24 protein-coding genes and 1 pseudogene are annotated in these 24,860 nt (G+C 39.4%); 13 read left to right on the forward strand and 12 right to left on the reverse strand.

Going from position 1 to position 24,860, the window contains the following annotated elements:
* Window positions 1-2 precede the first annotated feature (2 nt).
* The 5 genes from B9T24_RS01170 to B9T24_RS01190 all read left to right on the forward strand — a co-directional run bounded on the left by B9T24_RS01170 (window position 3) and on the right by B9T24_RS01190 (window position 4,328).
* The gene (locus B9T24_RS01170) at window positions 3-839 is read left to right on the forward strand and encodes a MetQ/NlpA family ABC transporter substrate-binding protein (protein WP_086164130.1); all 837 of its coding nucleotides are present in this window, start codon (window positions 3-5) and stop codon (window positions 837-839) included.
* Between the two features lie 11 nt (window positions 840-850).
* Window positions 851-1,921, forward strand: coding sequence for a methionine ABC transporter ATP-binding protein (locus B9T24_RS01175; RefSeq protein ID WP_086164131.1), 1,071 nt, complete (start codon window positions 851-853; stop codon window positions 1,919-1,921).
* Window positions 1,902-2,561, forward strand: coding sequence for a methionine ABC transporter permease (locus tag B9T24_RS01180; RefSeq protein WP_086164132.1), 660 nt, complete (start codon window positions 1,902-1,904; stop codon window positions 2,559-2,561). Before B9T24_RS01175 ends, B9T24_RS01180 begins: the two co-directional genes overlap by 20 nt.
* A 113-nt stretch (window positions 2,562-2,674) precedes the next feature.
* Complete coding sequence (gene ychF / locus B9T24_RS01185) at window positions 2,675-3,766, forward strand: redox-regulated ATPase YchF (protein ID WP_086164133.1); 1,092 nt, start codon at window positions 2,675-2,677, stop codon at window positions 3,764-3,766.
* 190 nt (window positions 3,767-3,956) lie between these two features.
* Window positions 3,957-4,328 (forward strand): hypothetical protein, encoded by a 372-nt coding sequence (locus tag B9T24_RS01190; protein WP_086164134.1) that lies wholly within the window; start codon window positions 3,957-3,959, stop codon window positions 4,326-4,328.
* A 62-nt stretch (window positions 4,329-4,390) separates the two neighbouring features.
* Here the strand turns inward: B9T24_RS01190 and B9T24_RS01195 are convergent, their stop codons facing one another.
* Window positions 4,391-4,924: a DUF962 domain-containing protein gene (locus B9T24_RS01195; protein WP_086164135.1), complete on the reverse strand. Its 534-nt coding sequence runs from the start codon at window positions 4,922-4,924 to the stop codon at window positions 4,391-4,393.
* Window positions 4,925-5,019: 95 nt separating this feature from the next.
* Between B9T24_RS01195 and B9T24_RS01200 the strand changes: the two genes are divergently transcribed.
* A complete protein-coding gene (locus B9T24_RS01200; protein ID WP_086164136.1) occupies window positions 5,020-5,718 on the forward strand; it encodes a Crp/Fnr family transcriptional regulator in 699 nt (232 codons plus the stop codon).
* Window positions 5,719-5,815: 97 nt separating this feature from the next.
* Here the strand turns inward: B9T24_RS01200 and B9T24_RS01205 are convergent, their stop codons facing one another.
* The 3 genes from B9T24_RS01205 to B9T24_RS01215 all read right to left on the reverse strand — a co-directional run bounded on the left by B9T24_RS01205 (window position 5,816) and on the right by B9T24_RS01215 (window position 9,565).
* Entirely contained in the window at window positions 5,816-8,038 is a 2,223-nt protein-coding gene (locus B9T24_RS01205; RefSeq protein ID WP_086164137.1) for a TonB-dependent receptor, read from the reverse strand.
* Between the two features lie 353 nt (window positions 8,039-8,391).
* Complete coding sequence (locus B9T24_RS01210; protein WP_086164138.1) at window positions 8,392-8,577, reverse strand: hypothetical protein; 186 nt, start codon at window positions 8,575-8,577, stop codon at window positions 8,392-8,394.
* A 505-nt stretch (window positions 8,578-9,082) separates the two neighbouring features.
* The gene (locus tag B9T24_RS01215) at window positions 9,083-9,565 is read right to left on the reverse strand and encodes a hypothetical protein (RefSeq protein ID WP_086164139.1); all 483 of its coding nucleotides are present in this window, start codon (window positions 9,563-9,565) and stop codon (window positions 9,083-9,085) included.
* Between the two features lie 97 nt (window positions 9,566-9,662).
* Between B9T24_RS01215 and B9T24_RS01220 the strand changes: the two genes are divergently transcribed.
* From B9T24_RS01220 to dapC, 5 genes are all read left to right on the forward strand, one after another.
* The gene (locus B9T24_RS01220) at window positions 9,663-10,418 is read left to right on the forward strand and encodes an AzlC family ABC transporter permease (RefSeq protein ID WP_004651602.1); all 756 of its coding nucleotides are present in this window, start codon (window positions 9,663-9,665) and stop codon (window positions 10,416-10,418) included.
* Window positions 10,408-10,755, forward strand: a complete 348-nt coding sequence (ygaH, locus tag B9T24_RS01225) for an L-valine transporter subunit YgaH (RefSeq protein ID WP_086164140.1) — start codon at window positions 10,408-10,410, stop codon at window positions 10,753-10,755. Before B9T24_RS01220 ends, ygaH begins: the two co-directional genes overlap by 11 nt.
* Window positions 10,756-10,918: 163 nt before the next feature.
* Window positions 10,919-12,124 (forward strand): formate-dependent phosphoribosylglycinamide formyltransferase, encoded by a 1,206-nt coding sequence (purT, locus tag B9T24_RS01230; protein WP_086164141.1) that lies wholly within the window; start codon window positions 10,919-10,921, stop codon window positions 12,122-12,124.
* Window positions 12,125-12,154: 30 nt separating this feature from the next.
* Complete coding sequence (gene glnD / locus B9T24_RS01235) at window positions 12,155-14,821, forward strand: [protein-PII] uridylyltransferase (RefSeq protein ID WP_086164142.1); 2,667 nt, start codon at window positions 12,155-12,157, stop codon at window positions 14,819-14,821.
* 24 nt (window positions 14,822-14,845) lie between these two features.
* Complete coding sequence (gene dapC / locus B9T24_RS01240; RefSeq protein ID WP_086164143.1) at window positions 14,846-16,015, forward strand: succinyldiaminopimelate transaminase; 1,170 nt, start codon at window positions 14,846-14,848, stop codon at window positions 16,013-16,015.
* A 280-nt stretch (window positions 16,016-16,295) separates the two neighbouring features.
* On the opposite strand, the gene B9T24_RS01245 is transcribed toward dapC, so the two are convergent.
* The 4 genes from B9T24_RS01245 to msrB form a co-directional block, all read right to left on the reverse strand.
* The gene (locus tag B9T24_RS01245; protein ID WP_086164144.1) at window positions 16,296-16,925 is read right to left on the reverse strand and encodes a LysE family translocator; all 630 of its coding nucleotides are present in this window, start codon (window positions 16,923-16,925) and stop codon (window positions 16,296-16,298) included.
* A 153-nt stretch (window positions 16,926-17,078) separates the two neighbouring features.
* The gene (locus tag B9T24_RS01250; RefSeq protein WP_213032944.1) at window positions 17,079-17,936 is read right to left on the reverse strand and encodes an AraC family transcriptional regulator; all 858 of its coding nucleotides are present in this window, start codon (window positions 17,934-17,936) and stop codon (window positions 17,079-17,081) included.
* Between the two features lie 6 nt (window positions 17,937-17,942).
* Window positions 17,943-18,425: a glutathione peroxidase gene (locus B9T24_RS01255; protein ID WP_086164145.1), complete on the reverse strand. Its 483-nt coding sequence runs from the start codon at window positions 18,423-18,425 to the stop codon at window positions 17,943-17,945.
* Window positions 18,422-18,841: a peptide-methionine (R)-S-oxide reductase MsrB gene (gene msrB, locus B9T24_RS01260; protein ID WP_086164146.1), complete on the reverse strand. Its 420-nt coding sequence runs from the start codon at window positions 18,839-18,841 to the stop codon at window positions 18,422-18,424. Before msrB ends, B9T24_RS01255 begins: the two co-directional genes overlap by 4 nt.
* Window positions 18,842-19,069: 228 nt before the next feature.
* Between msrB and B9T24_RS01265 the strand changes: the two genes are divergently transcribed.
* Together B9T24_RS01265 and B9T24_RS01270 are read left to right on the forward strand one after the other, a co-directional pair.
* On the forward strand, window positions 19,070-20,500 hold the full coding sequence (locus tag B9T24_RS01265; RefSeq protein WP_086164147.1) for a pyridoxal phosphate-dependent aminotransferase: 1,431 nt from the start codon (window positions 19,070-19,072) through the stop codon (window positions 20,498-20,500).
* A gap of 240 nt (window positions 20,501-20,740) precedes the next feature.
* Entirely contained in the window at window positions 20,741-21,919 is a 1,179-nt protein-coding gene (locus B9T24_RS01270) for a YbfB/YjiJ family MFS transporter (RefSeq protein WP_086164148.1), read from the forward strand.
* A 13-nt stretch (window positions 21,920-21,932) separates the two neighbouring features.
* Here B9T24_RS01270 and B9T24_RS01275 read toward each other — a convergent pair whose 3' ends face one another.
* The 4 genes and pseudogenes from B9T24_RS01275 to icd all read right to left on the reverse strand — a co-directional run bounded on the left by B9T24_RS01275 (window position 21,933) and on the right by icd (window position 24,776).
* Entirely contained in the window at window positions 21,933-22,493 is a 561-nt protein-coding gene (locus B9T24_RS01275; RefSeq protein WP_171264815.1) for a M23 family metallopeptidase, read from the reverse strand.
* 88 nt (window positions 22,494-22,581) lie between these two features.
* Window positions 22,582-22,767 (reverse strand): annotated as a pseudogene (locus B9T24_RS01280) (hypothetical protein); the annotation flags it as partial.
* A 7-nt stretch (window positions 22,768-22,774) separates the two neighbouring features.
* Window positions 22,775-23,068, reverse strand: a complete 294-nt coding sequence (locus B9T24_RS01285; protein ID WP_086164149.1) for a hypothetical protein — start codon at window positions 23,066-23,068, stop codon at window positions 22,775-22,777.
* A 454-nt stretch (window positions 23,069-23,522) separates the two neighbouring features.
* Window positions 23,523-24,776: an NADP-dependent isocitrate dehydrogenase gene (icd, locus tag B9T24_RS01290; RefSeq protein WP_004651586.1), complete on the reverse strand. Its 1,254-nt coding sequence runs from the start codon at window positions 24,774-24,776 to the stop codon at window positions 23,523-23,525.
* Window positions 24,777-24,860: the final 84 nt, after the last annotated feature.

Genomic DNA, 24,860 nt, shown 5'->3' on the forward strand with positions numbered 1-24,860 from the left:
TTATGTCTATTTCCACCTCCAAAAATCTTAAAATTTGGCTAATTGCACTCAGTGTCATTGTTGTGATTGCAGGTCTTTCAATTTATCGCTATAGCAACAGTCAAAGCCAGCAAGACGTTCTAAAGATTGGTATTAGCCCGCCCTATGCCGAACTTTTAAGAAGTGTCGCTGACGAAGTCAAAGCACAAGGCATTCATGTCGAACTGATTGAATTTTCAGACTGGCAAGCCCCCAATGTTGCGGTTCAAAATGGCGATATTGATGCCAACTTTTTCCAGCAAAGTGTGTTCTTAGCCAATGCCGTGCGTGAAACAGGGTATAACTTGCATGCCTTTGCCAAAGGTTCGGGCAGTCATGTTGGCTTATATTCAAAAAAATATCAGTCGCTTGATCAAATCCCCAATCAAGCCAAAGTGGTCGTGCCGAATGATCCTGTGAACTTATCGCGTGGCTTAACGCTATTGGCGCGTGCAGGCTTGCTCTCGGTAAAAGATGTCAACAATGAATTAACCACACTGCAAGACATCACTAGTAACCCGAAACAACTCAAGTTAATTGAAGTTGAAGGCCCACAAACAGCGCATGCCTATAACGAAGCAGACTTGATTATGGGCTTTCCACATTACTTAAAAATGGCAAAAGTCGCTGACCCAAATTCAGCACTCTTTATTGACCCAGTGGATAAAAAATACGCCATTTTATTTGTAACGCGTAAAGACTACCAAGATGAAAACCAAAAGCTGGCCGTATTTGTAAAAGCTTTCCAAAACTCGGCCAAAGTTCGTGAAATTTTGAATAAAAATTTTGGACAAAGCATGTGGTTTGAAGGCTGGAAATAAGGAGAATAACAATGGTAAGTTTTGGTTCACAAATCGACTTTTCAGTCCCACATATTAAAATTCGGCAGTTGAATAAGTTTTACCATGTGCAAAATACGCAAGTGCATGCCTTGAAAGATATCCATCTGGATATTCCTCAAGGCAAAATACTGGGCATTATTGGTAAAAGTGGTGCAGGTAAATCATCTTTGCTGCGCACCTTAAATGGATTGGAACAGGCCAATGAAGGCAGTATCCATATTCATCAACAAGAAATTTCCGCATTAAACCATCATGACTTGATTCAGCTGCGCCAGAAAATGGGCATGATTTTTCAGCATTTTAATTTAATGTCAGCTAAAACCGTTTGGGAAAATGTCGCGCTACCGTTAAAAATTTCTAACTTTAACAAGGCGGACATTGAACAACGAGTCAATGAAGTCCTTGAATTGGTCGGACTCAGTGATAAAACCGAGCATTATCCTTCACAGCTTTCAGGTGGACAAAAGCAACGGGTCGGTATTGCCCGTGCGTTGGTCAGTCATCCCGAAATTTTACTCTGCGATGAAGCCACTTCGGCACTCGATCCTGAAAGTACCTCGGTGGTGCTTTCCCTGCTTAAGGAAATTAATCAGAAACTGGGGATTACCATTGTACTGATTACCCATGAAATGCAAGTCATTCGTGAAATTTGTGATCAAGTGGTGGTGATTGATCAGGGTGAAATTGTGGAATCAGGGCAAGTTTGGTCGGTATTTTCCAATCCTAAACAAGCCATTACCCAAGAGCTGCTCAATCTTGAACAATTGGATCTACCCTTTACGCTTTATCCAGAATTAGATGGCTTGGTCACACACAGTATTTTAAAACTAAAATATGCCAGTGAAGCCAAACATTCTCCTGACCTTGCCCATCTTTTAAATCAATTTGGCCATGCCGTGCATTTGTATCAAAGCCATATTGATAGCATTCAAAATCATTTGGTCGGCACTTTAATTGTGGGCGTGGCGGATTTGAATATTGATCTGCAACACCTACAACAACAATTCAAAAATCAAATTGCACAGGTAGAGGTATTGGGCTATGCACGACCAACTTATTGATCTTTTGATTACTGGCACCATTGACACCTTATTAATGGTTGGCGTTTCCGCATTTTTTGCCTTGCTGATTGGTCTACCGATGGCGGTAATTTTGGTCAACACCTCGGAACACGGCATTTATCCATCAAAAAGTATTAACCAATCTTTGGGATGGCTAGTCAACATGACCCGCTCTGTGCCCTTCCTGATTTTAATGGTGGCACTGATTCCATTGACTCGACTGATTGTCGGCACCAGTTATGGCGTATGGGCAGCGGTTGTTCCACTCACCATTGCAGCGACCCCTTTCTTTGCCCGTATTGCTGAAGTTAGTTTACGTGAAGTCGATCAAGGGTTGATTGAAGCCGCTCAAGCCATGGGGTGTAACCGTAAGCAAATCGTTTGGTATGTCCTTTTACCAGAAGCCCTACCCGGAATTGTGGCCGGCTTTACCGTGACCTTGGTCACCATGATTAACTCCTCAGCCATTGCAGGTGCCATTGGTGCTGGTGGTTTGGGTGATATCGCCTACCGTTATGGTTATCAGCGTTTTGATATGCAAATCATGCTTGCGGTGATTGTAGTGCTTATTATTTTGGTGATGTTGGTACAACTGGCTGGAGACACGCTTGCCAATCAGCTAGACAAACGAAAAGTTTAAAGCCCGTTGCCTTGCAGTTGTTTTCAATAAACATGAAAGCCATGACCTGACTTTGTCATGGCTTTCATGTAAAATCAGCCACAATTTTTAAATCATACGTTGTGAGTCATTTCATGGGTTTTAATTGCGGTATTGTCGGCTTGCCGAACGTGGGTAAATCTACACTTTTCAATGCATTGACTAAAGCTGCCATTGCTGCAGAAAACTTTCCGTTCTGTACCATCGAACCGAATACAGGGATTGTGCCTGTACCAGATCCACGTTTAGACAAATTGACTGCGATTGTAAAACCACAACGTGTTATTCCAACATCTATGGAATTTGTTGATATTGCAGGTTTAGTTGCGGGCGCGTCTAAAGGTGAAGGCTTGGGTAACCAATTCCTTGCCAATATCCGTGAAACAGATGCGATTGCTCACGTTGTTCGTTGTTTTGAAGACGAAAATGTAATTCACGTTAATGGTAAAATTGACCCGCTAGATGACATTGCGACCATCAATACTGAACTTGCACTTGCTGACCTTGAAGCGGTTGCCAAAGCCATTACACGTTTGTCTAAATCTGCAAAAAGTGGCGACAAAGAAGCCATTGCAGTCAAAGCCATTTTAGAAAAAATTCAGCCTTTACTTGACGAAGGTAAACCAGCACGTGCAGCTGACCTTGATGATGACGAACGTAAATTGGTTCGTGGTTTTGGTTTAATGACTTTAAAACCAACCATGTACATTGCTAACGTCGCTGAAGATGGTTTTGAAAACAACCCACACTTAGATGCAGTTAAGAAATTAGCGGCTGAAGAAAATGCCATTGTGGTTCCCCTGTGCAACCAGATTGAAGCTGAAATTTCGTTACTTGAAGATGAAGACCGCGCTGAGTTTTTAGAGGCGATGGGCATGGAAGAACCAGGCTTGAATGTAGTGATTCGTGCAGGTTATTCACTGCTTGGCTTACAAACCTACTTCACTGCTGGCGTACAAGAAGTTCGTGCTTGGACAGTTAAAATCGGTGCAACTGCACCTCAAGCGGCAGGTGTCATTCACACTGACTTTGAAAAAGGCTTTATTCGTGCTGAATGTATCGCTTATGATGATTTCATTCAATACAACGGTGAAGCTGGCGCAAAAGAAGCTGGCAAATGGCGTTTAGAAGGTAAAACTTACGTGGTGCAAGACGGCGACGTTTTACACTTCCGTTTTAACGTATAAGTAGTCTTTAATATAAAAGCCCTGATTTAAATCAGGGCTTTTTTGTTAACTTAAACTAAGCTTAAAAATAGCATTAAATGACAAATGAATACGCTAACCACTTGAATTTCACACAATATTATCACGTTAATTATTCTTTATTATCGGTAACTTAATCACAGGCACTAATGCCTGTATAGAATAATCGAAAATGAAAAAGATCAGCACATTTATTGCAGCAGGCTTGTTCACGATGCTTAGCGCAACTGCATTTGCGTGTCCACAAGGGACAACATTAGCAGGTGGTTCAGGCCCAAATCATAAAGGTGGTAAATGTGTCCCAGCCACGGCAATGGCTAAACAAGATAAGATGAAACACGATAAGATGGCAAAACAAGACAAAATAATGAAACACGATCAAATGGGGAAACAAGACCAGATGATGAAAAAAGATCAAATGATGAAACATGATCCAATGAAAACCAATAATATGGCTGATAAATCCCATAAAGCAGCTCCAGTTGCAAGTGCAGATGCACACAAAGCTAAAACTGAGACCCATAAAGCAGTGAAGACGCAGTAAATAATCAGATATACAAAAAGCCAGTGAAATCCACTGGCTTTTTTATATTTTTAAGCAACTATCTAACTGATATATATAGACTTAGCATCCATTTCAGCACGTAACACATGGGCATGATCCAACATCCGTTGCTCTAGCGCCTTACGAAAACCGAGCATAAACACCATTTCCGCTAATACAAATAATGGGCCAACTGCAAGCCCGACAATGTCATCCATAAAGGCTGGTTTTTTCTTTTCATAAAAATGACCAATAAACTGAAATACCCATCCCACGACAAAAATCCCAATACTTAAACTTAACCAAGCCGCAAATCCTAGATGGGCAATTTTTAAAGCCAAAGGATATGCAGCAAGCAAAACAATCAACATAATGAATGCAAAAATACGATCCAGACTAAAATAATAAAGACTCGTCACCACAATAAGTCCCAAAGCCAGCGTCAGCTCCATACCTGACAGCAGAAACCCTGCTCTTGCGGTTAAACAAAGAATAGAAAAAACAATCAAAGGAATACCGACAAAATGGGTCAAAATATTTTTATGGTCTAAGTGATATGCTGCATATTGGCTCAGCAACTGTTCTAATTTGGTCATGTGATTGTTCCTTGTTACACTATGCTTCCACTATATAAAAATATGAAAGACAAAGTTGTCGGCTAAATGACAACTCATAGCAAAAAGGAATTGATGTGTTTGCAGCAAAGGATATCCATCATTTAGAAAATAATACGTGGTTTTCTCAACTACCACCTACATTTAAAATATTTATCTTAAGCCATGCGGTTCAACAAAATTTTGATAAAGAACAAGCCATTTTCCATTCGGGTGATGCTTTTAATGGTCTTTATGCCGTTTTAAATGGCTCTGTTCGCTTAGGCTATATTGACATTGAAGGTAAAGAATCGGTGGCTGCAATTGTGGAACCAATTATGTGGTTTGGTGAAATTTCCTTGGTCGATGCCCAACCTCGCTCACACGATGCCATCGCCATTCAAAAAAGTTTAATTTTGCATATTCCAAGTAGCGCAATTCAAAAACTACTCAAAGAACAGCCCATTTTTTGGTATCACATTGCGCAATTAACCAGTCAGAAATTACGTTTTGCTTTTTTAGAACTGATTTCAATTCAAACGCAAACCTTAAAGCAGCGTTTAGCCCAACGCCTGATGTTTATTTTAAATGGTTATGGCAACCATCTGATGATTGAAAAAAACACCATTCACTTATCTCAGGAACAATTGGCGCAAATGCTGACCTGTTCTAGACAAACGGTGAATCAAGAATTACAAACGCTGGAAAAGCAAAATATTTTGTGTCTCTCTTTTCGGAAAATTGAAATTTTAGACCTTGCAGAATTACATCGTATTGCACATGTTGTTGCTGAATAAAATGCACATTAAAGGTGCCTTTTAAGCAAACATAAAAAAGCCACCTTAATTGTTAAGATGGCCAGATGCTGATTTAAACATGCTTTAACATTGCAGCTTAAAACTCATAATTCACACGCAGTAAAGCACTACGTGGTGTACCCGGCATTGAACTTGAACGCCAGTATTCTTTATCGGTTAAATTGGTTAAGGCTAAAGTGACATTCCACGGGTTTGCACTATAACCAATGGCCGCATCTGCTCGGCTAAAACCTTTTAGTTTTTGAGTGTTTTCCTCATCGTTCCATGAATCGCCAACCTTGGTCATGCCAATTTCAGCATACCATTGCTCTGTAGGCAAATAACGCACAAAAAGATTTCCTGTTTGCTTGGCTGTTTCTTTTAAACGATTGCCCACCAACTCAGGTTTTTCTTTATTTTGTTTAACCGTCGCATCCAAGAAACTATAACCACCACGAACGTAGACATTGTCCAGTACGCGACCAATAAAGCTAAACTCTGCACCACGCGACTGATGCTCACCACCAACAGCCCAGACATCGGGTTCTTTATCCTCATCTGGACGATAGCGTATATTATGTTTACGAATATCATAAATCGAAAACTGTGTCGTTAAGCGCTCATCCATCCAATCACTTTTAAGCCCAATTTCATATTGGTCACTATATTGCGGTTCAGCGTCAAAGGTATTTAAATTTTGTGAAGCACTGATCACACTCACCCCTATTTTCCCACCAAAGGGTGCAAAACTTTTACTATAAGATGCATAGACACTTTGTGATTCAACAGGTTGCCAAACCACACCCACATTTGGACTGACCGATTGATCACTGACAGTACGCTTATAATCCTGATCAGTTTCAGACTTTAATTTATTGGTTGTGGCGTTTTTATAATGATCATAACGCAGCCCCAGCATCAACTTCACTTCTGGAACAATGGTGATTAAATCCTGTGCAAACACCCCATAACTTGTGCCTTGATTATAATTATGCTGCGCAATTAACGGATTGTCCGCCCGATGACTAAAACGATCCCCCGTTAGCGGATTCACAAATCCATAAACTAAAGTGCCATCGCTATTTTTATTAGCCAGTTTTGGTTCACGCTGCTCATAAGATACATCTACGCCAAGCAACATCTGATGTTGAAATGCACCAGTATTAAATTTGCCTTTCACATCAAACGTTGTGGATGTAGTTTTATTGCTGGTTTGCTGCCAATAATAGTTTTGATCAATATATCCTTTATAACAGCCCTTATTTGTTGCGGTAGCTGGCTGATCTGCGGTACACATTTTTCCTGCATAAAAATGGTCAAAATCTTGATCGGCTTGTCTATAGCTGGCAGCCCAATGTAGCGTCCAGTCTGGCGCAAAGGTATAGCTCAAATCGGAACGCAAAGTCTGGGAAACATCATTGACATAATCACCGTCTTGAGCGAAGCCCATGTCACGCGACGTTCCTGATGGTAATTCAAAAAAATTGGGGCCGCGATCTGGAACACGGTGCAAACGGTCATAGGTATATTGCCCTGTCCAAACCAAACCATTTTGATTATTAAATGTCACACTCGGTGACAGCATTAGCTCATCACTGCTAATGCCTTGACGGAAACTATCCGTTTTATAAACATCGGTGGTTAAACGCGCAGCCCATTGATCAGAAATAACCTGATTGACATCTAAAGTGGTTCCCAGATGATTAAATGAGCCCGTATAAATTCCAACACTGCTTTTCGAGTCAAAATTGGCATATTTACTTACCATATTGATTACGCCACCTCCTGCACTTCGCCCATACAGCACAGAAGCAGGCCCTTTTAATATTTCAATCCGTTCAATATTGGCGGTACTGCGTCGTACTTGCCCACTTTCACGCACACCATCACGGTAAATATCACTCATGTCTGCCTGAAAACCACGCAGCTTAATTCCGTCGCCACGCATATCATAAGACGTATCGACACCCGGCGTGCCTTGAAGCATGACGCTTAAATCATTCGATCCATAGATTTTATATTTTTGTACATCAATCGTATCAATGGTTTGTGGAATATCTTTTTTATCCAAACCATTACGCGTCACACTGGCTTGTTTGTAGTCGACATAGGTTTTTACAGGATCTTGTGCACTCATGGCTTCAATAGCAATGGTTGGAAGAACTGCGGTTGTTTTACTTCCTTCTGCTGAATCAAGATGTTCACTGGCAAAGGTGGAATGAGCACACGCGATCATTAAGCTAAGTAGACTCAACTTTAGAATTCGCTCTGAATGTGTGTGTTTAAAAGCTAAATGTGGATGACCAAAAAAAGACGGCATAAATGGGAGGCATGGCAAAAATTTACCAAATACTAATATAAATGATAACTATTTTCATTACTAATCATATACAGAATCTCCATTTTTCACCCAAGCTATTCATTTCACTTAAAATTACCCCCAATTGTTTGTTGTTTTTTTCAGCATCACATCATCTAATTACACTTTGCTCGTATTGAGGTTGTATATTTGGCATCGACAAAAAAAAGCCCTCTCGTCAACATTATTGCTTAAAGCGAAATAATCAACGATTGAACTTTGTTGCTGAAAATCCTTATGCCTAATATGAATCAGCTTTTCACATGTTTTGAAACGACATTAAATGCAGAACAAAAATTTAGGCCTTTTCCACTTTAAGATAACAACTGACACACATTCACCTCATCAAAACCATTGCGACAAGGTGCTATATCTCGTTCGACATTTAAAGATGTGGCAGGAATCACCTGTGCTTTTTCTGTTGTAGCTGTCGTTTGAACGCTACTACATGCACTCAGAAAGACCATTAAACTTATTGAAAAAAATACTTTATTAAACATATTACCCACTCCCACCTATCTAATAATTACAAAATCAACCAGTGATTTAATGTTTATTATTATACACAAATTATCATTTAGTGATAATTTAATATATTTATCAAGTGATCGTTTTACCCTCTTACTGATTGTTTAAAACTATAAGAAGAAATATCTCCCTCAAAGTTCAGATCAAAAAAACGAGGTCATTGCCTCGTTTTATCTTAGGGTCTGTGGACATTTCAGCCATGCATTGCGTTATTCACTAAAACAACTCAAACAAGGCATGAAATGCAGACAATGGTGATCCCCTTGTCAAGTTTCATAACGAAGTTTGGGGAAGTTTTAGTGATAACCCTATGGGACAGGGACATTTTTTTCGCTACTGCGTTATCTTGCGCAGCTTTAGTCACTGCTCATCATTTAGAATGACTAAATTTCGCAAAACATGCCTTGTATCTTCTAAACATCTTGCGCCATATATGGCTCATGTCGCAAGCATCTGTGAAATATCAACAACCCCTAATCAAACCCCTTTCTTTTTAGGATCTGTATTTCCAAGTTCAGGATGTTCGATTGCACCTCTACATTGTGCTTTATCACGCTCATAATCGGCTTGTTTTTGCGCCACCGAATTTGTTTGATCAATACTTTCACGCGCCCAAATTTCTAAACTGGTTAATGCTTTACGGCATAATGCATATTTACCTTCAGTCACAGAATCCGTCATTTTGACATTAATACGCCAATCGGTGCTCAACTTACGCGCAGGTTTACGGACTTGATCTTCTAACAAATCCAATTTTTGCGCATAAACCAAACCATCCACTTGATTGATGAAGTTCCAAGCATGTTGCGCGTAAGTGGTCGCATCATTGGTGAGTTTAGGTGCAGACTTAATTTCAACTTTTTGCTCAGGTTCTTCTGAAGAATGACCACAAGCTTGCAATGCAAAAGTACTGCACAGTACAGAAACCATCACTATTGCACGTGATTTGAACGCAAACATATCAGCTGCCTATACAAACATTTCGGCACTATGCTAGTGAATTCGGGTAGAATACTCAATCATCATTTGCCCCATTGTTTAACTCTTTAGGTGTGTCGTGTCTGAGCACAAAATTCCTCCAGTACAAGCTGCTGGCTTTTGGCAAGGCGCTAAAGACAGTCAAGCCATTATTTTTACCTATCTTCCCGTTTCTTTTGCTTTTGGTGTCTCTGCAACCCAATTTGGCTTTAGCTCTTGGGAAGCGCTGTTTTTATCCTGTTCAATGTATGCCGGAGCCAGCCAGTTTTTAGTGGTGGCTTTACTCGGTAGCGGTACCTCTATTTGGATGACTGCACTGACGGTGATTGCGTTAGATATTCGCCATGTGCTTTATGGCCCAGCCTTACAAAATTTAATCCAAGATAAATTAAACTTAAAAAAAACGGCCATTTGGTCATGGGGACTGACTGACGAAGTTTTTGCCTCAGGCATGATTAAACTGTCACAACGTCGTCAAGAATGGTCTGAATCTTGGATGTTGGGTTTAAGTTTATTTAGTTGGATGTCTTGGGCTTTAGGCTCTTTTTTAGGTGGTTTATTTGCCGACCAAGTCAGTTCATTACCGCAGTTTTTACAAGCGGCTTTAGACTTCTTATTACCTGCACTGTTCTTAAGTTTCCTGCTTGCCGCATTTGAAAAGAAACATACTTTTATTGTCGCTGTGTGTTTAATTGTTTCGGCCATCACCTGTTATTTTATTAATTTATCCGCGGCCATTTTTATTGGGATTTTATCGGGAATTTTGGCAGGCTTATTTAAGCACTATGTTTTAAAACAACATGATGATGCATTTGGAGCACCACATGAATCTTGAAATCATTTTGGTCGGCATTATTGTCGGAATTGCGAATTTCATCTCTCGTTTTGGCCCATTTTATGTCATTCAAAAACATCAACAAAACTCACAAAAACGCGGTTCTGTTTGGATTAAAATTGCATTAGGCAGTATTGGCATTGCTGCCATTAGCTCAATGCTGGTGGTTGCAACACTTCCCCCTCTAATAGAAACACCCAATAAAAGCGTTGCCATGCTGGTTGGTTTTATCACTTTAGCAGGACTATATTTTAAATTTAAGCAAATTGTCGCTGCAACACTCACGGCGGCTGTGGTCTATGGTTTAGTTTATACCTACCTGCCCGTTTCATTTTAACTCCTTTATACAAGTCCCTCTTTTATAAAGAGGGATTTAGGGAGATTTCAATAAACTTTATCAACAAAATTGTTAGACAATATCATTATTTTATGTGAATCAAACCTTAACAGTCAGAACAGTTCTGCTATGCTAAAAGACCACTTTAGCAAGGACGATTCATATGAGCGTGACCATTGGTACTCCCCTTCAATCTTCTGCTTTTAAAGTTTTATTGTTAGGTTCGGGAGAATTAGGTAAAGAAGTGGTGATTTCTTTACAACGTCTAGGTGTAGAAGTTCATGCTGCTGACCGTTATGATCATGCTCCTGCCATGCAAGTTGCACATTATTCTTATACTTTAAATATGGCAAATGCCGAAGAACTCAAACAACTGATTCAACAAGTAAAACCACATTTAATTATTCCTGAAATTGAAGCCATTGCGACACAAGTTTTAGTCGACATCGAACAACAAAATATTGCCACCGTTATTCCCTCGGCTAAAGCCGTTAATTTGACCATGAACCGCGAAGGCATTCGCCGCCTTGCAGCGGAAGAATTAGGTCTACCGACATCGGCTTATCGCTTCGCTGATACGCTGGAGTCTTTCCGTGCAGCTTGTGATGATATTGGCTATCCAAACTTTGTAAAACCTGTGATGTCTTCTTCAGGTAAAGGTCAATCACGTGTTAAAAATTTTGATGAAGTGGATGCCGCTTGGACATATGCGCAAACTGGTGGTCGCGTAAATCAGGGCACGGTGATTGTTGAATCACAAATTGATTTTGATTTTGAAATTACCTTACTGACTGTACGTGCTAAAAATGCTGAAACGGGTGAAATTGAAACCCAGTACTGCGACCCAATTGGACACCGTCAAGACTCAGGTGACTATGTTGAAAGTTGGCAGCCTCAAGCCATGACGCCAGCGGCATTAGAAGAATCAAAACGCATTGCTAACAAAGTCACAATCGCCTTAGGTGGCTGTGGTATTTTTGGGGTCGAACTGTTTGTCAAAGGCGATCAAGTATGGTTTAGTGAAGTATCACCACGCCCGCATGACACAGGACTTGTGACCCTTGCTTCACAATTTCAAAGTGAATTTGAACTGCATGCACGTGCCATTTTAGGCTTGCCAGTGAACACAACACGTCATAGTGTGGCAGCAAGTGCTGTGATTTACGCAGGTGTAGATGATCACAATCTTTCATTTTCTGGCTTAAATCTTGCTTTAGCAAATCCAAACACCGATATTCGCCTGTTTGGTAAACCCGAAGGGTTTAAACGTCGTCGCATGGGCGTTGCAACCGCACGTGCTGAAACAACGGATCAAGCACGTGAGCTCGCACTACACACCGCGACTCAAGTCAGTGTTCAACAAAACTAAACTTGTCACCTTATTTACGGACCACTGTTCATGATCAATACCTCTCCGCTATTGAATTACGTTAAAAGTAACCATGACATTCAAGCGATTAACCAATGGCGCACAGATGTTGAAAAGCAGCTGCAAGATGGTTTTGAAAATGGACAGTCCATTCGTGAAGTCGTTTTGGGTCGATCCAATTTAATTGATGAAGCACTACAGTTCCTATGGAAACATGCAGAACTCGATCAAACGGATTTAGGTTTATTTGCAGTTGGTGGTTATGGTCGTCGGGAAATGTTGCCGTATTCAGATGTCGATATCATGATTTTATCGGAAGATGACCTCAGCCCAGATCAAGAACAATTGATTTCAACCTTTATTTCATCACTCTGGGATGTGGGCAATTTCAAACCCGGTATTAGCGTGCGCACCATTTCACAATGTGTAGAACAAGCAACCAATGATTTAACCGTCGCTACAGCGCTAATTGAATCACGTCTCATTATCGGGAATCAGCATTTAGCCAGATGGCCGCGTCGTATCGTGTCACAAACATGGACAGATAAAACCTTTTTCGATGCCAAAATGGACGAGCAAGCCAGACGTTATGCGCAACATAACAATACCGAAAGTAATTTAGAACCCGATATTAAAAACGCACCGGGTGGTATCCGTGACATTAACCAAATTGGCTGGATTGCAAAGCGTCATTTTCGGGTCAATCGTATTTATGATCTGGTACATTTAGGTTTTATTTCTGAGTTTGAGCTGGGTGTTTTAGAGGAAGCAGAAAGTTTTCTTTGGGAAATTCGCCATCATTTACACCGCTTAACCAAACGCGATGAAAACCGTTTATTGTTCGATTATCAACGTGATATCGCGGCTTTGTTTGGCTATACCCGTGAAGAAGATAAATCACCTAATTACCCAATTGAACAATTCATGAAGCGCTATTATCGTAGCGCACAGCAAGTTTCAACCCTCAATGAAATGCTACTTGCATACTTTAATGAATCGGTGATTACCCCGCGCCTACCCAACTACGAACGTAAAATTGAAGAAATTAACGAACACTTCAAACTGGTGGATGGCAAACTTGCCGTACAACATCATAAAATCTTTTCAGAACGCCCAAGCGCTATTTTAGAATTGTTTTATATCTTAGCAAATCGCCCAGAGATTGAAGGCATTCGCGCACGGACTTTACGTCTGCTCATACTTGCTGCAAAACGGATTGATCAAAGCTATAGAGACAATCCTGAGCATCAAGCCTTATTTATGGCGATTATTCGTTCACCACATCGTCTATATGACACTTTGGTTGCAATGAAACGCTATAGCGTTTTAGGTAACTATATTCCTGCATTCGGGCAAATTATGGGACTCATGCAATATGACTTGTTCCATATTTATACCGTAGATGCACACACCCTGTTATTGCTGCGTAACCTCAACCGCTTTAAAGCACCTGAATTTGCCAAAGACTTCCCTGTGGTAAGTTCGGTATTCCAACGTCTGGCACGTCGTGACATTGTCTATTTAGCCGCTTTATTTCACGACATTGCCAAAGGTCGTGGTGGCGACCACAGTGAACTAGGTGCAGAAGATGCGATTAACTTCTGTCGTACCCACGGCTTTACGGAACGTGAATGTAACCTTGTCGCATGGCTCATTCAAAATCATTTGCTCATGTCGATGACTGCACAGAAAAAAGATATTTCCGATCCAGATGTGGTGCAAGACTTTGCTGAAAAACTCGGTGACATGGAGCATCTCGATTATTTATATACTCTGACTGTTGCCGATATTAATGCCACCAACCCAAAACTGTGGAATACATGGCGCGCATCGCTTATGCGTCAACTTTATACCCATGCCCGTGATGTGATTCGTACGGGTCTGGGTCGCCCTGTCGATTATCAAATGCTGATTGAAGACACTAAATTTGCAGCCAGTGAACTATTGGTCAATGATTTCTCCCTCTACGATGTAGAAACCGTGTGGCAGGAACTGGGTGATGAATACTTTATTAAGGAATCAGCAGATGAAATTGCATGGCATACCCGTGCAATCTTGCAGCATGGCAACAACTCTGAACCTTTAGTGTTAATGCGTGCACATCGTAAATCTGCACAAGATGCCGTACAAATCTTTATTTACACCCAAGATCAACCCAATTTATTTGCCACCACAGTGGCTGTATTTGACCGTATGAATCTTGACGTGCAAGATGCCCGAATTATTACCGCAAGTACGGCATTTAGTTTAGATACCTATGTGGTTCTAGACCGTTTTGGTACTTTGCTGACCGATCCTGAACGTGAAAAAACTGTCATTGATGCCTTAGTCAAAGCACTGAGCCAATCAGATAAATATCCTGGTTTAATGCAGCGTCGTATTCCACGCCAATTACGCCATTTCGATATTGAAAATACTGTCGACATCACCCTCAATGCCGCGCTACAACAAAATATGGTTGAAATTTCAACACTTGACCATCCCGGCTTACTCGCCAAAGTAGGTGGTTTATTTATGATGCAAGGTTTAGATATTCACTCTGCTAGAATTGCAACACTGGGTGAGCGCGCAGAAGATATTTTCTTTGTCACTAAAAAAGATGGCATTCCAATGTCCGATTCAGAAGCCAAAACGTTTGCTGCGCAATTAAAATCAGCACTCGATGAAGTCTCGAATCAAGTCTGTGGCCAACATTAACTTAAATTAAGCGGTATCGATTTTATGAACTCAAGTTTGTCATTATTGCATCCCTATCCTTTTGAAAAATTAAATAAACTTTTTCAGGATATTCAACCTGCAGATTTACCACTCATTCCATTGTCGATTGGTGAACCAAAACATCCTGCACCAGAGTTTGTAAAACAAGCAATTATTGACAACTTTAAGCATTTATCGACTTACCCAAACAGTAAAGGTTTACCAGAGCTGCGCCAAAGTATTGCTGATTGGCTGACACGACGTTTTAAGCTAAACAGCATTAGCGCTGAAACCCATGTTCTTCCTGTATCGGGAACACGTGAAGCGATTTTTTCTTTTGTTCAAGCTTTAGTGAACCGTGAAGATGCGCCTTATGTGGTCATGCCGAATCCTTTCTATCAAATTTATGAAGGTGCAACCTTACTTTCGGGTGCCAAACCATACTTCATCAATTGCACAGAAGAAAACAACTATCTAGGCGACTTTGATGCTGTACCTGCTGAAGTCTGGGAAAAAACGGCATTGTTATTTGTCTGTACTCCGGGTAATCCAACAGGTGCTGTGCTATCTAAAGAGCAGTTTAAAAAGTTAATTGCACTTTCAGATCAATATAATTTTGTCATTGCATCGGATGAATGTTATTCAGAACTTTGGTTTGATGAAGCACCCGTTGGCTTACTTGAAGTGTGTACCGAAATTGGACGTGATGACTATAAAAACTGTGTCGTGTTTCATTCACTGTCTAAACGTTCAAACTTACCCGGTATGCGCTCAGGTTTTGTTGCGGGTGATGCAGCATTACTCAAGCCGTATTTGCAATATCGTACATATCATGGTGCAGCAATGCCTGTTCAACATCAACTTGCATCGATTTCCGCTTGGGACGATGAAGCACATGTTGAAGAAAACCGTAAACAATACCGTGCAAAATTCGAACTTTTTCAAAAAGAACTGGGTCATCTATTGCCACTTAAAAAACCTGATGCAGGTTTTTATTATTGGCTTAAAGTAGACAATGACGAAGCTTTTGCCAAAATGCTGATGGAAAAAGCGCACATTAAAGTGCTTCCGGGGCGTTATTTGTCTCGTGATACTGAACAAGGTAATCCGGGTGAAAACCATGTTCGTTTAGCATTGGTCGCGGACATTGCTCAGTGTGAAGAAGTGGTTAAACGCCTCAAAGCGATACTTTAAATTTTAATGCCAAACCTTTGAGTTAATGCCAGTCAGTTAAGAGTAATTTAATGATTACTGATTAATTAATCTCCCCTAACCCCTCTTAAAAAAAGAGGGGAACGATATAGACTTTAATATCTTATTAAATTTTAGATACTCCCTCCTTTGAAAAAGGATGAGAAACACTGTTTCGCAAGGGGAGGATTAAACAACACCTCACTGACGAGCATTAACCTAAAGGTGGCTTTTACTTTAATTTGAATTTTTCTGTCCCAATTCAAGCTAAAATAAAAATCATTTAATCGAATTTATTCATCATTAATAACATCAGGGAAAAAAAGATAAAACAGCCCCCTGAAATATAATATAACCATCTAGACTTTAGGCTAAGCCATTCAATCCAAACTTTATAACTTAACAATTTAACCAGTAAAATATTCCAAACCAAGACGACAGTAACCATCCATAACACCATTAAAATATGCTGAAAAACCCCAAAATCAACATAAACCAACAGGACTAAGCTACTATAAAATAAAATATTTTTAGGGTTCAGCACACTTGAACGTAAGCCTTGACTCAAATAACTAACTGTACTGGATAAAGTCGGAATAGCATCCGTTTTTCCATGCGTCGTAATCACTTCAGTTTTTGCATAATACAAGCATAATGCTGCCAAATATATTAAATACACTGCACCGATATAACGTATATAGAGCAAAATATTTTCATCAATTTTTCCAAGAAAAAATAAACAGGCATAAATCACCATTAAAACACATGCATTTCCCAATGCAATTCCTACACAGACAAAGCGAGCCGCAGACCGACCATGACGTAAAAGTGTCGTTAAAATAAGAAAAAAATCAGGTCCGGGAGAAAGCAAAGCAATAAAGTGCGTGAATGCAATAATAACAAACAGTTCCATAAATCATTCCAGTATCTAGCTGAAATAAGCATAGAGAACCAGCACAATTCTCTCTTGTATAAAATTGCGCGATCATAAATTTAATTTAGGTTTTAGGTTTTAGGTTTTAGGTTTTAAACAGACAAAAGGCTCAATAATAAAAAACCAAGTGCTTCATATAAAACCTTGTTGATACTGCCTAGGCGTAACCCCTGTATGTATTTTAAATACACGATGAAAATGGCTTTGATCACTAAAACCTAGTTCATAACTAATATCAGCAACATTTTTTCCATATTTAAGCAATTCTCTTGCCTGATTCACTTTTAAATTGAGCTGAAAGGCATGTGGGGTCAAACCCAGATTTGCCTTGAATAAACGAATGACGGCATAACGACTAATTCCCAGCATACTTGCCAATTTTTCCAGTGGGACAATCGTATCAACATCTTTTAAATAGATAATCAAATCCTTTAAATGATCATAAAAATAATGAGATGTATCCGTTTTTTCCCATTCAAAGCAGGGCAAAACAATTTGAGTGAGCACCTCTATCAAACGCTGTTCTTTTTCCCTAAAATCAACTTCAGGATTAAATAAATCTCGATTTAGCTGGGTGAATGCACAATACAATTCTGGTTCTTTAATCACGCTGGGTTTTAATTGTGGAATTGGTGCATGAATTTGTTCTCTTACTGTCTCTGACAATAATGCGGCAAGCCAGTCAGCATTTAAATGCATCATCTGATAACTCCATGCTTGATTAGGCATAGGATTACAGGAGTGTTCAACCTGAGCAGGAATAACCACTAAAGCACCGGACTCAATCATTTCAACAGCACTTAAATAACTGCTAAAACGACTTAGCCCCGTATCGACTGCACCAATAGAAAAAGTAGTGTGACTGTGGGCCTTATAACAAATCTGACTTTGGCATGCCTGACGTGTTTCTACATAAGGCATGCGCGAATCACGCCAGAACTGAACATTCGGTTCTGGCTGACTTATCACATTTTGTTCATTTTCCAACATGAAACATCACTGCGATAATGCCGCCTCTATTTCACTTTCCAAAGTTTCAGGTTTGGTGGTGGGCGCAAAGCGGTTTAAGACCTTGCCATCTTTACCAATCAAGAACTTGGTAAAATTCCACTTAATTCCATTGCCCAAAACACCTTTACTGTTATTGGTTAAATAACGAAATAAAATATGTGCTTCTGGCCCCTTCACATCTACTTTGGCAAACATCGGAAAGTTCACACCATAATTTTTTTGGCAGAATGCACCGATTTGTTCATTGGATCCAGGGTCTTGCCCACCAAATTGATTACAAGGAAAGCCCAAAACTTCCAAACCTTGATCTTTGTATTTTTCATACAGCTTTTCAAGACCTGAAAATTGCGGTGTAAAACCACATTTACTTGCAGTATTTACAATTAATAAAACTTTGCCTTCATAATCAGCAAATGATTTATTTTTTCCATCTAACAACTCAGCTTCAAACTGATAAATGTTGGTCATGGATAGGTTTCCTCGTCATTTTTTTCTTGTGTTTTTAATTCTAATGAAGCTGAATTTACGCAATAGCGCAATCCTGTTGGCTGTGGGCCATCTTCAAAAACATGCCCTAAATGTGCATCGCAATGATGACAAACAACTTCAGTTCTGACCATACCATGCGTCGCATCTTGATTTTCATCAACCGCACCACTGCTAATCGGTTTATAAAAGCTTGGCCAACCGCTACCACTATCATATTTGGTATTAGACGAGAATAATTCAGCCCCACAACAACGGCACAAATAAGTCCCCGTTTGCTTGGTATTCCAGTATTTCCCTGTAAATGCTGGCTCAGTCCCCTTTTGTCGCGTAATGCGAAATTCGTCTGGTGATAACTCTCTTTGCCATTCTCGGTCTGTTTTATTGAGTTTTCCCATGATTACGTCCCTTTCTATCTTGCTATTTAAAATAGGATAATCCTATATTTACGTGATTCATCTTAAAATTTCTAGTCTTTAGTTAACAATTTACAAAAGACCTATAATTTACTTAAAAGCAAAAGGTAAGCAAAAATACAAAACATGGTGAGCATTTTATTTTTTAAATGCTTTTTTGTGAGCAAATTTAATGTTAATCTTATTGAAATTCTTGCTCAAGATTAAAAAATGTCGCAAAAAAAGAGCGTTATTTTTAAACATCTACTGCCTGTGATTAAACAATATCAACAGGTGGGATTTACGCATGAAAAAATTGTTGCTTTACTCAGAGATGAACATGATCTCGATCTGGTAACAACTGAAACATTTAAAAGTTATTTATATCGTTATGCAAAAATGACCTCCACTCTTTCCGAGAACATCAAAATGCCGAACACTATCCAAACCCCACGCGAAATAAAAAAATCGTCTAAGCTCGAGCATGTATGCTACGACATTCGTGGACCTGTGTTACGAGCGGCCAATGAAATGGAAGAAGCTGGTCATAAAATTATTAAATTAAATATCGGTAACCCCGCCCCATTTGGCTTTGAAGCTCCACAAGAAATTATTAATGATGTTGCGTTAAATCTTCCAAATGCCGTTGGTTATACAGACTCAAAAGGGATTTTCCCTGCGCGTAAAGCGATTTGTCAGTATTACCAGCAAAAAGGCATTTTAAATATGCACGTCAACGATGTGTATATTGGTAATGGTGTGTCTGAACTGATTGTGATGGCTATGCAAGGCTTATTGAATGATGGCGATGAAATGCTAGTTCCTATGCCTGACTATCCATTATGGACGGCTGCGGTAAATTTATCGGGTGGTACAGCAATTCACTATAAATGTGATGAAGAAAACTATTGGTATCCAGACATTGCTGATATGGAAAGCAAAATCACGCCCAATACACGTGGTATTGTGATTATCAATCCAAACAACCCGACAGGTTCAGTTTATCCCCGTCATGTTTTAGAACAAATTGTCGCACTGGCAAAAAAATATGACTTAATTTTGTTTGCAGATGAAATCTACGACAAAGTTGTGTATGACGGCATTGAACATGTTGCTGTTGCTGCACTTGCGGGTGATCATCTTTGTGTTTCATTTAATGGTTTATCTAAAGCATATCGCATTGCGGGTTTCCGTTCAGGCTGGATGGCCATTACAGGTGATAAATCACGTGCAATGGACTACATTGAAGGCTTAGATATGCTCGCTTCAATGCGCTTATGTGCGAACCATCAAGCCCAATATGCTATTCAAACAGCTTTAGGCGGTTACCAATCAATTAATGACTTGATTCGTCCCGGTGGTCGTTTATATGAACAGCGCAATATCGCTTGGGAAATGTTAAATGACATTCCAGGGGTAAGCTGTGTTAAACCTGAAGGTGCAATGTACTGCTTCCCTCGTCTTGATCCTGAAATTTACCCTATTCAAGATGATGAAAAATTCATGCTCGATTTCTTACGTGCTGAAAAAGTATTATTGGTCCAAGGTACTGGTTTTAACTGGCCTACACCTGATCATTTCCGTGTGGTATTCCTACCTGCTGAAAATGAATTACGTGAAGCATTAAACCGTTTAAGTCGCTTCTTAGCCAAAATGCGTTAATTTTAGCGCTAAAAAAACCGCGTTCTTTAACGCGGTTTTTTTTAAAGATTTATTTTTGTAAAATTCATCATTTTTATTCAACTTTCACTATTTAGCCTTAGCACCTACTCACCCAATAAATCAGAATAAAAACAGCCAATCTGCGAACTCATGCACTTGTTCATTATTCTCATATTAAATCATGACAATTCATGCTATTTATTGTTATTAATCAATAATAAGTATCGGTGAGAACACTGGATGTCCTCAAACAAAATTAAGCTCAGTCTTTTTTTATGCCTTAGCATGTGCTTAGGAATAGGTATTTTACGCTTTTCTTATACTGCATTATTACCCACGACTCGTGAAGCATTTGCTTGGACGAATGAATTTTCCAGCCTTTTAGGCAGTGCGAATTTACTCGGTTATTTGCTCGGTGCTTTTTTGGCCATGCGTTTAGCTCAAAATAAAATCATGGCTTTATACATTCAAATAGCAGCCGTTGTTGGCATGCTGAGCTTACTCTGTTGTGCATTTTCAGACTTGCCAAAAGCTTGGTATATCTTTTGGCGCATCATTTCAGGAGTAAGTGGTGGTCTATTGATGATCTTGTCACCTAGCGTAGTGGCACAATGCTGTGACATCCAAGATCGCTTTAAAATCAATTTTATCGGTTTTAGCGGCATTGGACTTGGGGTTTTACTGGCAACACTTTTCCTGCCTTATTTAGATCAAATTTCGACACAAATAGCATGGCTTATTCTGTGTGGTTTTGCACTGATCATTTGTATTTGTCTAAGTATTTTACTGCAACAGTTTAAACATCATTTATCTGCACAAACTGCACCAGCATCCACAGAAGTATCGTTAAATACGCTGTTCTATAGTTTACTGATTGCCTATTCAAGTAGTGCCTTTGCTTATATTCCCCACTCACTGTTTTGGATTGACTACCTGAGTCATGAATTAAAACTCAATCTCTTTTGGATTAACTTCAATTGGATTCTCTATGGGATCGGCAGTGCTTTAGGTGCTTTCTCCGCTTATTTATTAGCAAGAAAATTTGGTAATTTTACTGCACTGAAAATTCTTTATAGTCTATATATCATCGCTATTTTTATTGCCACTGCAAGTACAAGCCCTATTCTAACTTTTACCTCTTCATTTTTTACAGGAATGCTTAATCCTGCGGTGGTTTTTCTGACCTCTTACACCATTTTACAACTTTATGGTGCTGCTTATAAAAAGCTTTGGAGTATTGCAACACTGTGTTTTGCATTTACACAGCTTGTCGGTGGTTTAAGTTTTAGTGCCCTGCAACATTTTGGCGTGACCTATCATCAACAGTTCATTTTGGCTTCATTTGTCTTGCTGCTTGGTACTTTGCAATTGGTTTGGCACACACACTCAACTAAATACAAAATAACTGAACAAGTGTAGCAATTTTTAATATTTAAGAAGATGGTGTTAAATATGGATAAGGGTTAACTGCTCCTTGTCCATTTAAATAAATTCCATAGTGCAAGTGTGGTGGGGTACTTTTAGCATTGCCCGTATTGCCCACATAACCAATCACCTCACCCACTTCAACCCAATCACCCTGTTGAATCTGGTCAGCATAATCATTCAAATGTGCATAATAATGACGGCTTAAATTTGGGCCAACAATCCAAACCACTTTCCCGCCTAAATCATCGATGCCTACACGAACTACAATCCCTTGTGTTGCACTTAGGACAGGTGTTCCTCGCTTAGCAAAAATATCAATGCCTTCATGTTTTCTACCGCCACTCCGTGCTGTACCCCAAGTATCTTGTATTTGCCGAGGCTTAATCTTTTCAACAGGCATTGCAAGCTGTACAGGCAACTCCATTTGCTGCAACTGTATAAATAAAATTGGGTAACGAATACCTGCGGCTTCACCTGATGGTGGTGGCTTACAACCTGTCAATAAAACAGTTATACCTAGAAAAACGATGGATAAACAAAATATTTTTAATTTTTTAAACATCATTTATTTGCATCTATTATTTTAAATGAACACTCTTTAATCTTATTTATCAAATACAATTCTTAATAGGTATTTTCTGTAATCCTACTCTTTATTCAATACTCTCAAATTGAATATAAGCTTTAAAACTTTCGCTAATTTTGATCGTGGGCTTATTTTGGTGACAAAGCTGATAGGCACATAATAAGGCATAAATACCTACCAAATAGCCTTCAATACTTCTCGCTTTAGTCGTCACCAAATAATATTTCCCTTTCAGTAAACCAAATAAAGTTTGATTTATTTTAGCGCTCTTTTGTTATACGGTATGCCTCTTGGGCAATTGCTAAACTTTTCTTTTTCCCTTCTGCTGTTTCCGCAATTTCGTTGGAAGTTCCATTTGTTGTCCGTTGCTGATAAGCGGAATTTGATTGATTTTGTATGCGTTGCTCACGCTGAAAATTAGCATCTACTGTTGTGTCAGGACATGGCTTAGACTGATATACCGTTGCACCTTTGTTATTACATTTATAAACAGTACCTGCCTGTGTTAAGAATGGCATTCCTAACAATATAAAGATCGCCCAATTGTAGTTCATTATTATCCCCTTTAATTATGATGACTAAAATATCATCACTTTTTCTAAATCACTAGCTTTACGCTTATAAAAAACCCGCAATAAATACGTAATGCCAGTCAGTTAAGGAGTTTTACAATCAACTCCTTAACTTTTTAGTTATTCACGACGGGGTCTTATCTCCTTAAATCAAATCCTTGGAGCTCGTTTGTTCCTTGCGAAACAATGTTTCTCATTAGCCAAAAGAACCAAAAACATTTGTCATCCGCAAAACTCGTCAAATACTTTTTATTGATCAATTAATCGCAGAAATTTTACTTTTTTTACAGTAGTTTTGCCTCGGACAGTTGCGGATGACGTTTCCGCGCATCAAGTAACATCATGAATTTAAAATAAAAAAAACTAGTCAATTTCTTAACTGACTGGCATTAGCAATAAATACAGGCTTTCATCAGTTGAATGAAACTATATATGCTTATTCCATGTTATTAATGATTGCTTGACCAAACTCTGAACAACGTAACAAAGTCGCATCAGGCATTAAACGCTCGAAGTCATACGTTACCGTTTTCGCAGTAATCGCACCAGCAATACCTTTGATGATTAAATCAGCAGCTTCAGCCCACCCCATGTCACGAAGCATCATTTCAGCAGAAAGAATAATAGACCCAGGATTTACTTTATCCTGACCCGCATATTTAGGCGCAGTACCGTGAGTTGCTTCATAAACTTGGATCGCACCACCAATATTTGCACCAGGAGCGATACCAATACCACCTACTTCAGCTGCAAGCGCATCCGAAATATAATCACCGTTCAAATTAAGTGTCGCAATTACAGAGTAATCAGCTGGACGCATCAAAATTTGCTGCAAAAATGCATCGGCAATAACGTCTTTAATGATGATTTTTTTGCCAGTTTTAGGATTTTTAATCGTGACCCATGGACCACCATCAAGAAGTTCACCACCGAAACGTTCAAGCGCGACTTCATAGCCCCATTCTTTAAATGCACCTTCGGTGTACTTCATAATGTTGCCTTTATGAACTAAAGTCACGCTTGGCTTATCATTATCAATCGCAAATTGAATTGCTTTACGCACAAGACGTTGAGTACCCTCTTTAGATACGGGCTTGATACCAATACCACAGTTCTCTTCAAAACGGATTTTAGTCACACCCATTTCTTCTTTCAGAAATTTGATCACTTTTTTAGCTTCAGGAGAGTCAGCTTTCCACTCGATACCCGCATAAATGTCTTCAGAGTTTTCACGGAAAATCACCATGTCAGTCAGTTCAGGATGATGAACGGGTGAAGGAACACCCTCAAACCAACGAACTGGACGTACACAAACATAAAGATCTAATTCTTGACGTAAAGCGACGTTAAGTGAACGAATACCACCACCCACTGGAGTCGTTAATGGGCCTTTAATAGAAACAACAAATTCACGCAGTGCATCAAAAGTTTCTTCTGGCATATAAGTACCATAGATTTTGTCTGCTTTTTCACCGCAATACACTTCCATCCATTCAATCGAACGTTTGCCACCGTAAGCTTTTTGAACCGCAGCATCTACCACAGCTTTCATCGCTGGTGTAATATCCACACCAATACCATCACCTTCAATAAAAGGAATGATTGGATTATTCGGAACATTGAGTGACAAATCTGCGTTTACGGTAATTTTGCTACCATCCACAGGAACTGCAATCTTTTGATAACCCATTGTACAACTTCTCCGTTTGTCGCTGGCGAATCTAAAAAATAATTGCCAATAAGCAATACTTTCAACTGTTCTTAACGCATAATA

Source organism: Acinetobacter sp. ANC 4654 (genome assembly GCF_002135425.1).
Lineage (GTDB): Bacteria > Pseudomonadota > Gammaproteobacteria > Pseudomonadales > Moraxellaceae > Acinetobacter > Acinetobacter kyonggiensis.

Coding starts and splice junctions, on each gene's coding strand:
- B9T24_RS01190 (WP_086164134.1), top strand. CDS start 3,957: ATGAAAAAGATCAGCACATTTATTGCAGCAGGCTTGTTCACGATGCTT.
- msrB (WP_086164146.1), bottom strand. CDS start 18,841: ATGGGAAAACTCAATAAAACAGACCGAGAATGGCAAAGAGAGTTATCA.
- B9T24_RS01180 (WP_086164132.1), top strand. CDS start 1,902: ATGCACGACCAACTTATTGATCTTTTGATTACTGGCACCATTGACACC.
- B9T24_RS01245 (WP_086164144.1), bottom strand. CDS start 16,925: ATGGAACTGTTTGTTATTATTGCATTCACGCACTTTATTGCTTTGCTT.
- ygaH (WP_086164140.1), top strand. CDS start 10,408: ATGAATCTTGAAATCATTTTGGTCGGCATTATTGTCGGAATTGCGAAT.
- B9T24_RS01175 (WP_086164131.1), top strand. CDS start 851: ATGGTAAGTTTTGGTTCACAAATCGACTTTTCAGTCCCACATATTAAA.
- B9T24_RS01255 (WP_086164145.1), bottom strand. CDS start 18,425: ATGACCAACATTTATCAGTTTGAAGCTGAGTTGTTAGATGGAAAAAAT.
- B9T24_RS01270 (WP_086164148.1), top strand. CDS start 20,741: ATGTCCTCAAACAAAATTAAGCTCAGTCTTTTTTTATGCCTTAGCATG.
- B9T24_RS01215 (WP_086164139.1), bottom strand. CDS start 9,565: ATGTTTGCGTTCAAATCACGTGCAATAGTGATGGTTTCTGTACTGTGC.
- dapC (WP_086164143.1), top strand. CDS start 14,846: ATGAACTCAAGTTTGTCATTATTGCATCCCTATCCTTTTGAAAAATTA.
- B9T24_RS01285 (WP_086164149.1), bottom strand. CDS start 23,068: ATGAACTACAATTGGGCGATCTTTATATTGTTAGGAATGCCATTCTTA.
- B9T24_RS01205 (WP_086164137.1), bottom strand. CDS start 8,038: ATGCCGTCTTTTTTTGGTCATCCACATTTAGCTTTTAAACACACACAT.
- glnD (WP_086164142.1), top strand. CDS start 12,155: ATGATCAATACCTCTCCGCTATTGAATTACGTTAAAAGTAACCATGAC.
- B9T24_RS01210 (WP_086164138.1), bottom strand. CDS start 8,577: ATGTTTAATAAAGTATTTTTTTCAATAAGTTTAATGGTCTTTCTGAGT.
- ychF (WP_086164133.1), top strand. CDS start 2,675: ATGGGTTTTAATTGCGGTATTGTCGGCTTGCCGAACGTGGGTAAATCT.
- B9T24_RS01265 (WP_086164147.1), top strand. CDS start 19,070: ATGTCGCAAAAAAAGAGCGTTATTTTTAAACATCTACTGCCTGTGATT.
- icd (WP_004651586.1), bottom strand. CDS start 24,776: ATGGGTTATCAAAAGATTGCAGTTCCTGTGGATGGTAGCAAAATTACC.
- purT (WP_086164141.1), top strand. CDS start 10,919: ATGAGCGTGACCATTGGTACTCCCCTTCAATCTTCTGCTTTTAAAGTT.
- B9T24_RS01275 (WP_171264815.1), bottom strand. CDS start 22,493: ATGATGTTTAAAAAATTAAAAATATTTTGTTTATCCATCGTTTTTCTA.
- B9T24_RS01250 (WP_213032944.1), bottom strand. CDS start 17,936: ATGTTGGAAAATGAACAAAATGTGATAAGTCAGCCAGAACCGAATGTT.
- B9T24_RS01170 (WP_086164130.1), top strand. CDS start 3: ATGTCTATTTCCACCTCCAAAAATCTTAAAATTTGGCTAATTGCACTC.
- B9T24_RS01195 (WP_086164135.1), bottom strand. CDS start 4,924: ATGACCAAATTAGAACAGTTGCTGAGCCAATATGCAGCATATCACTTA.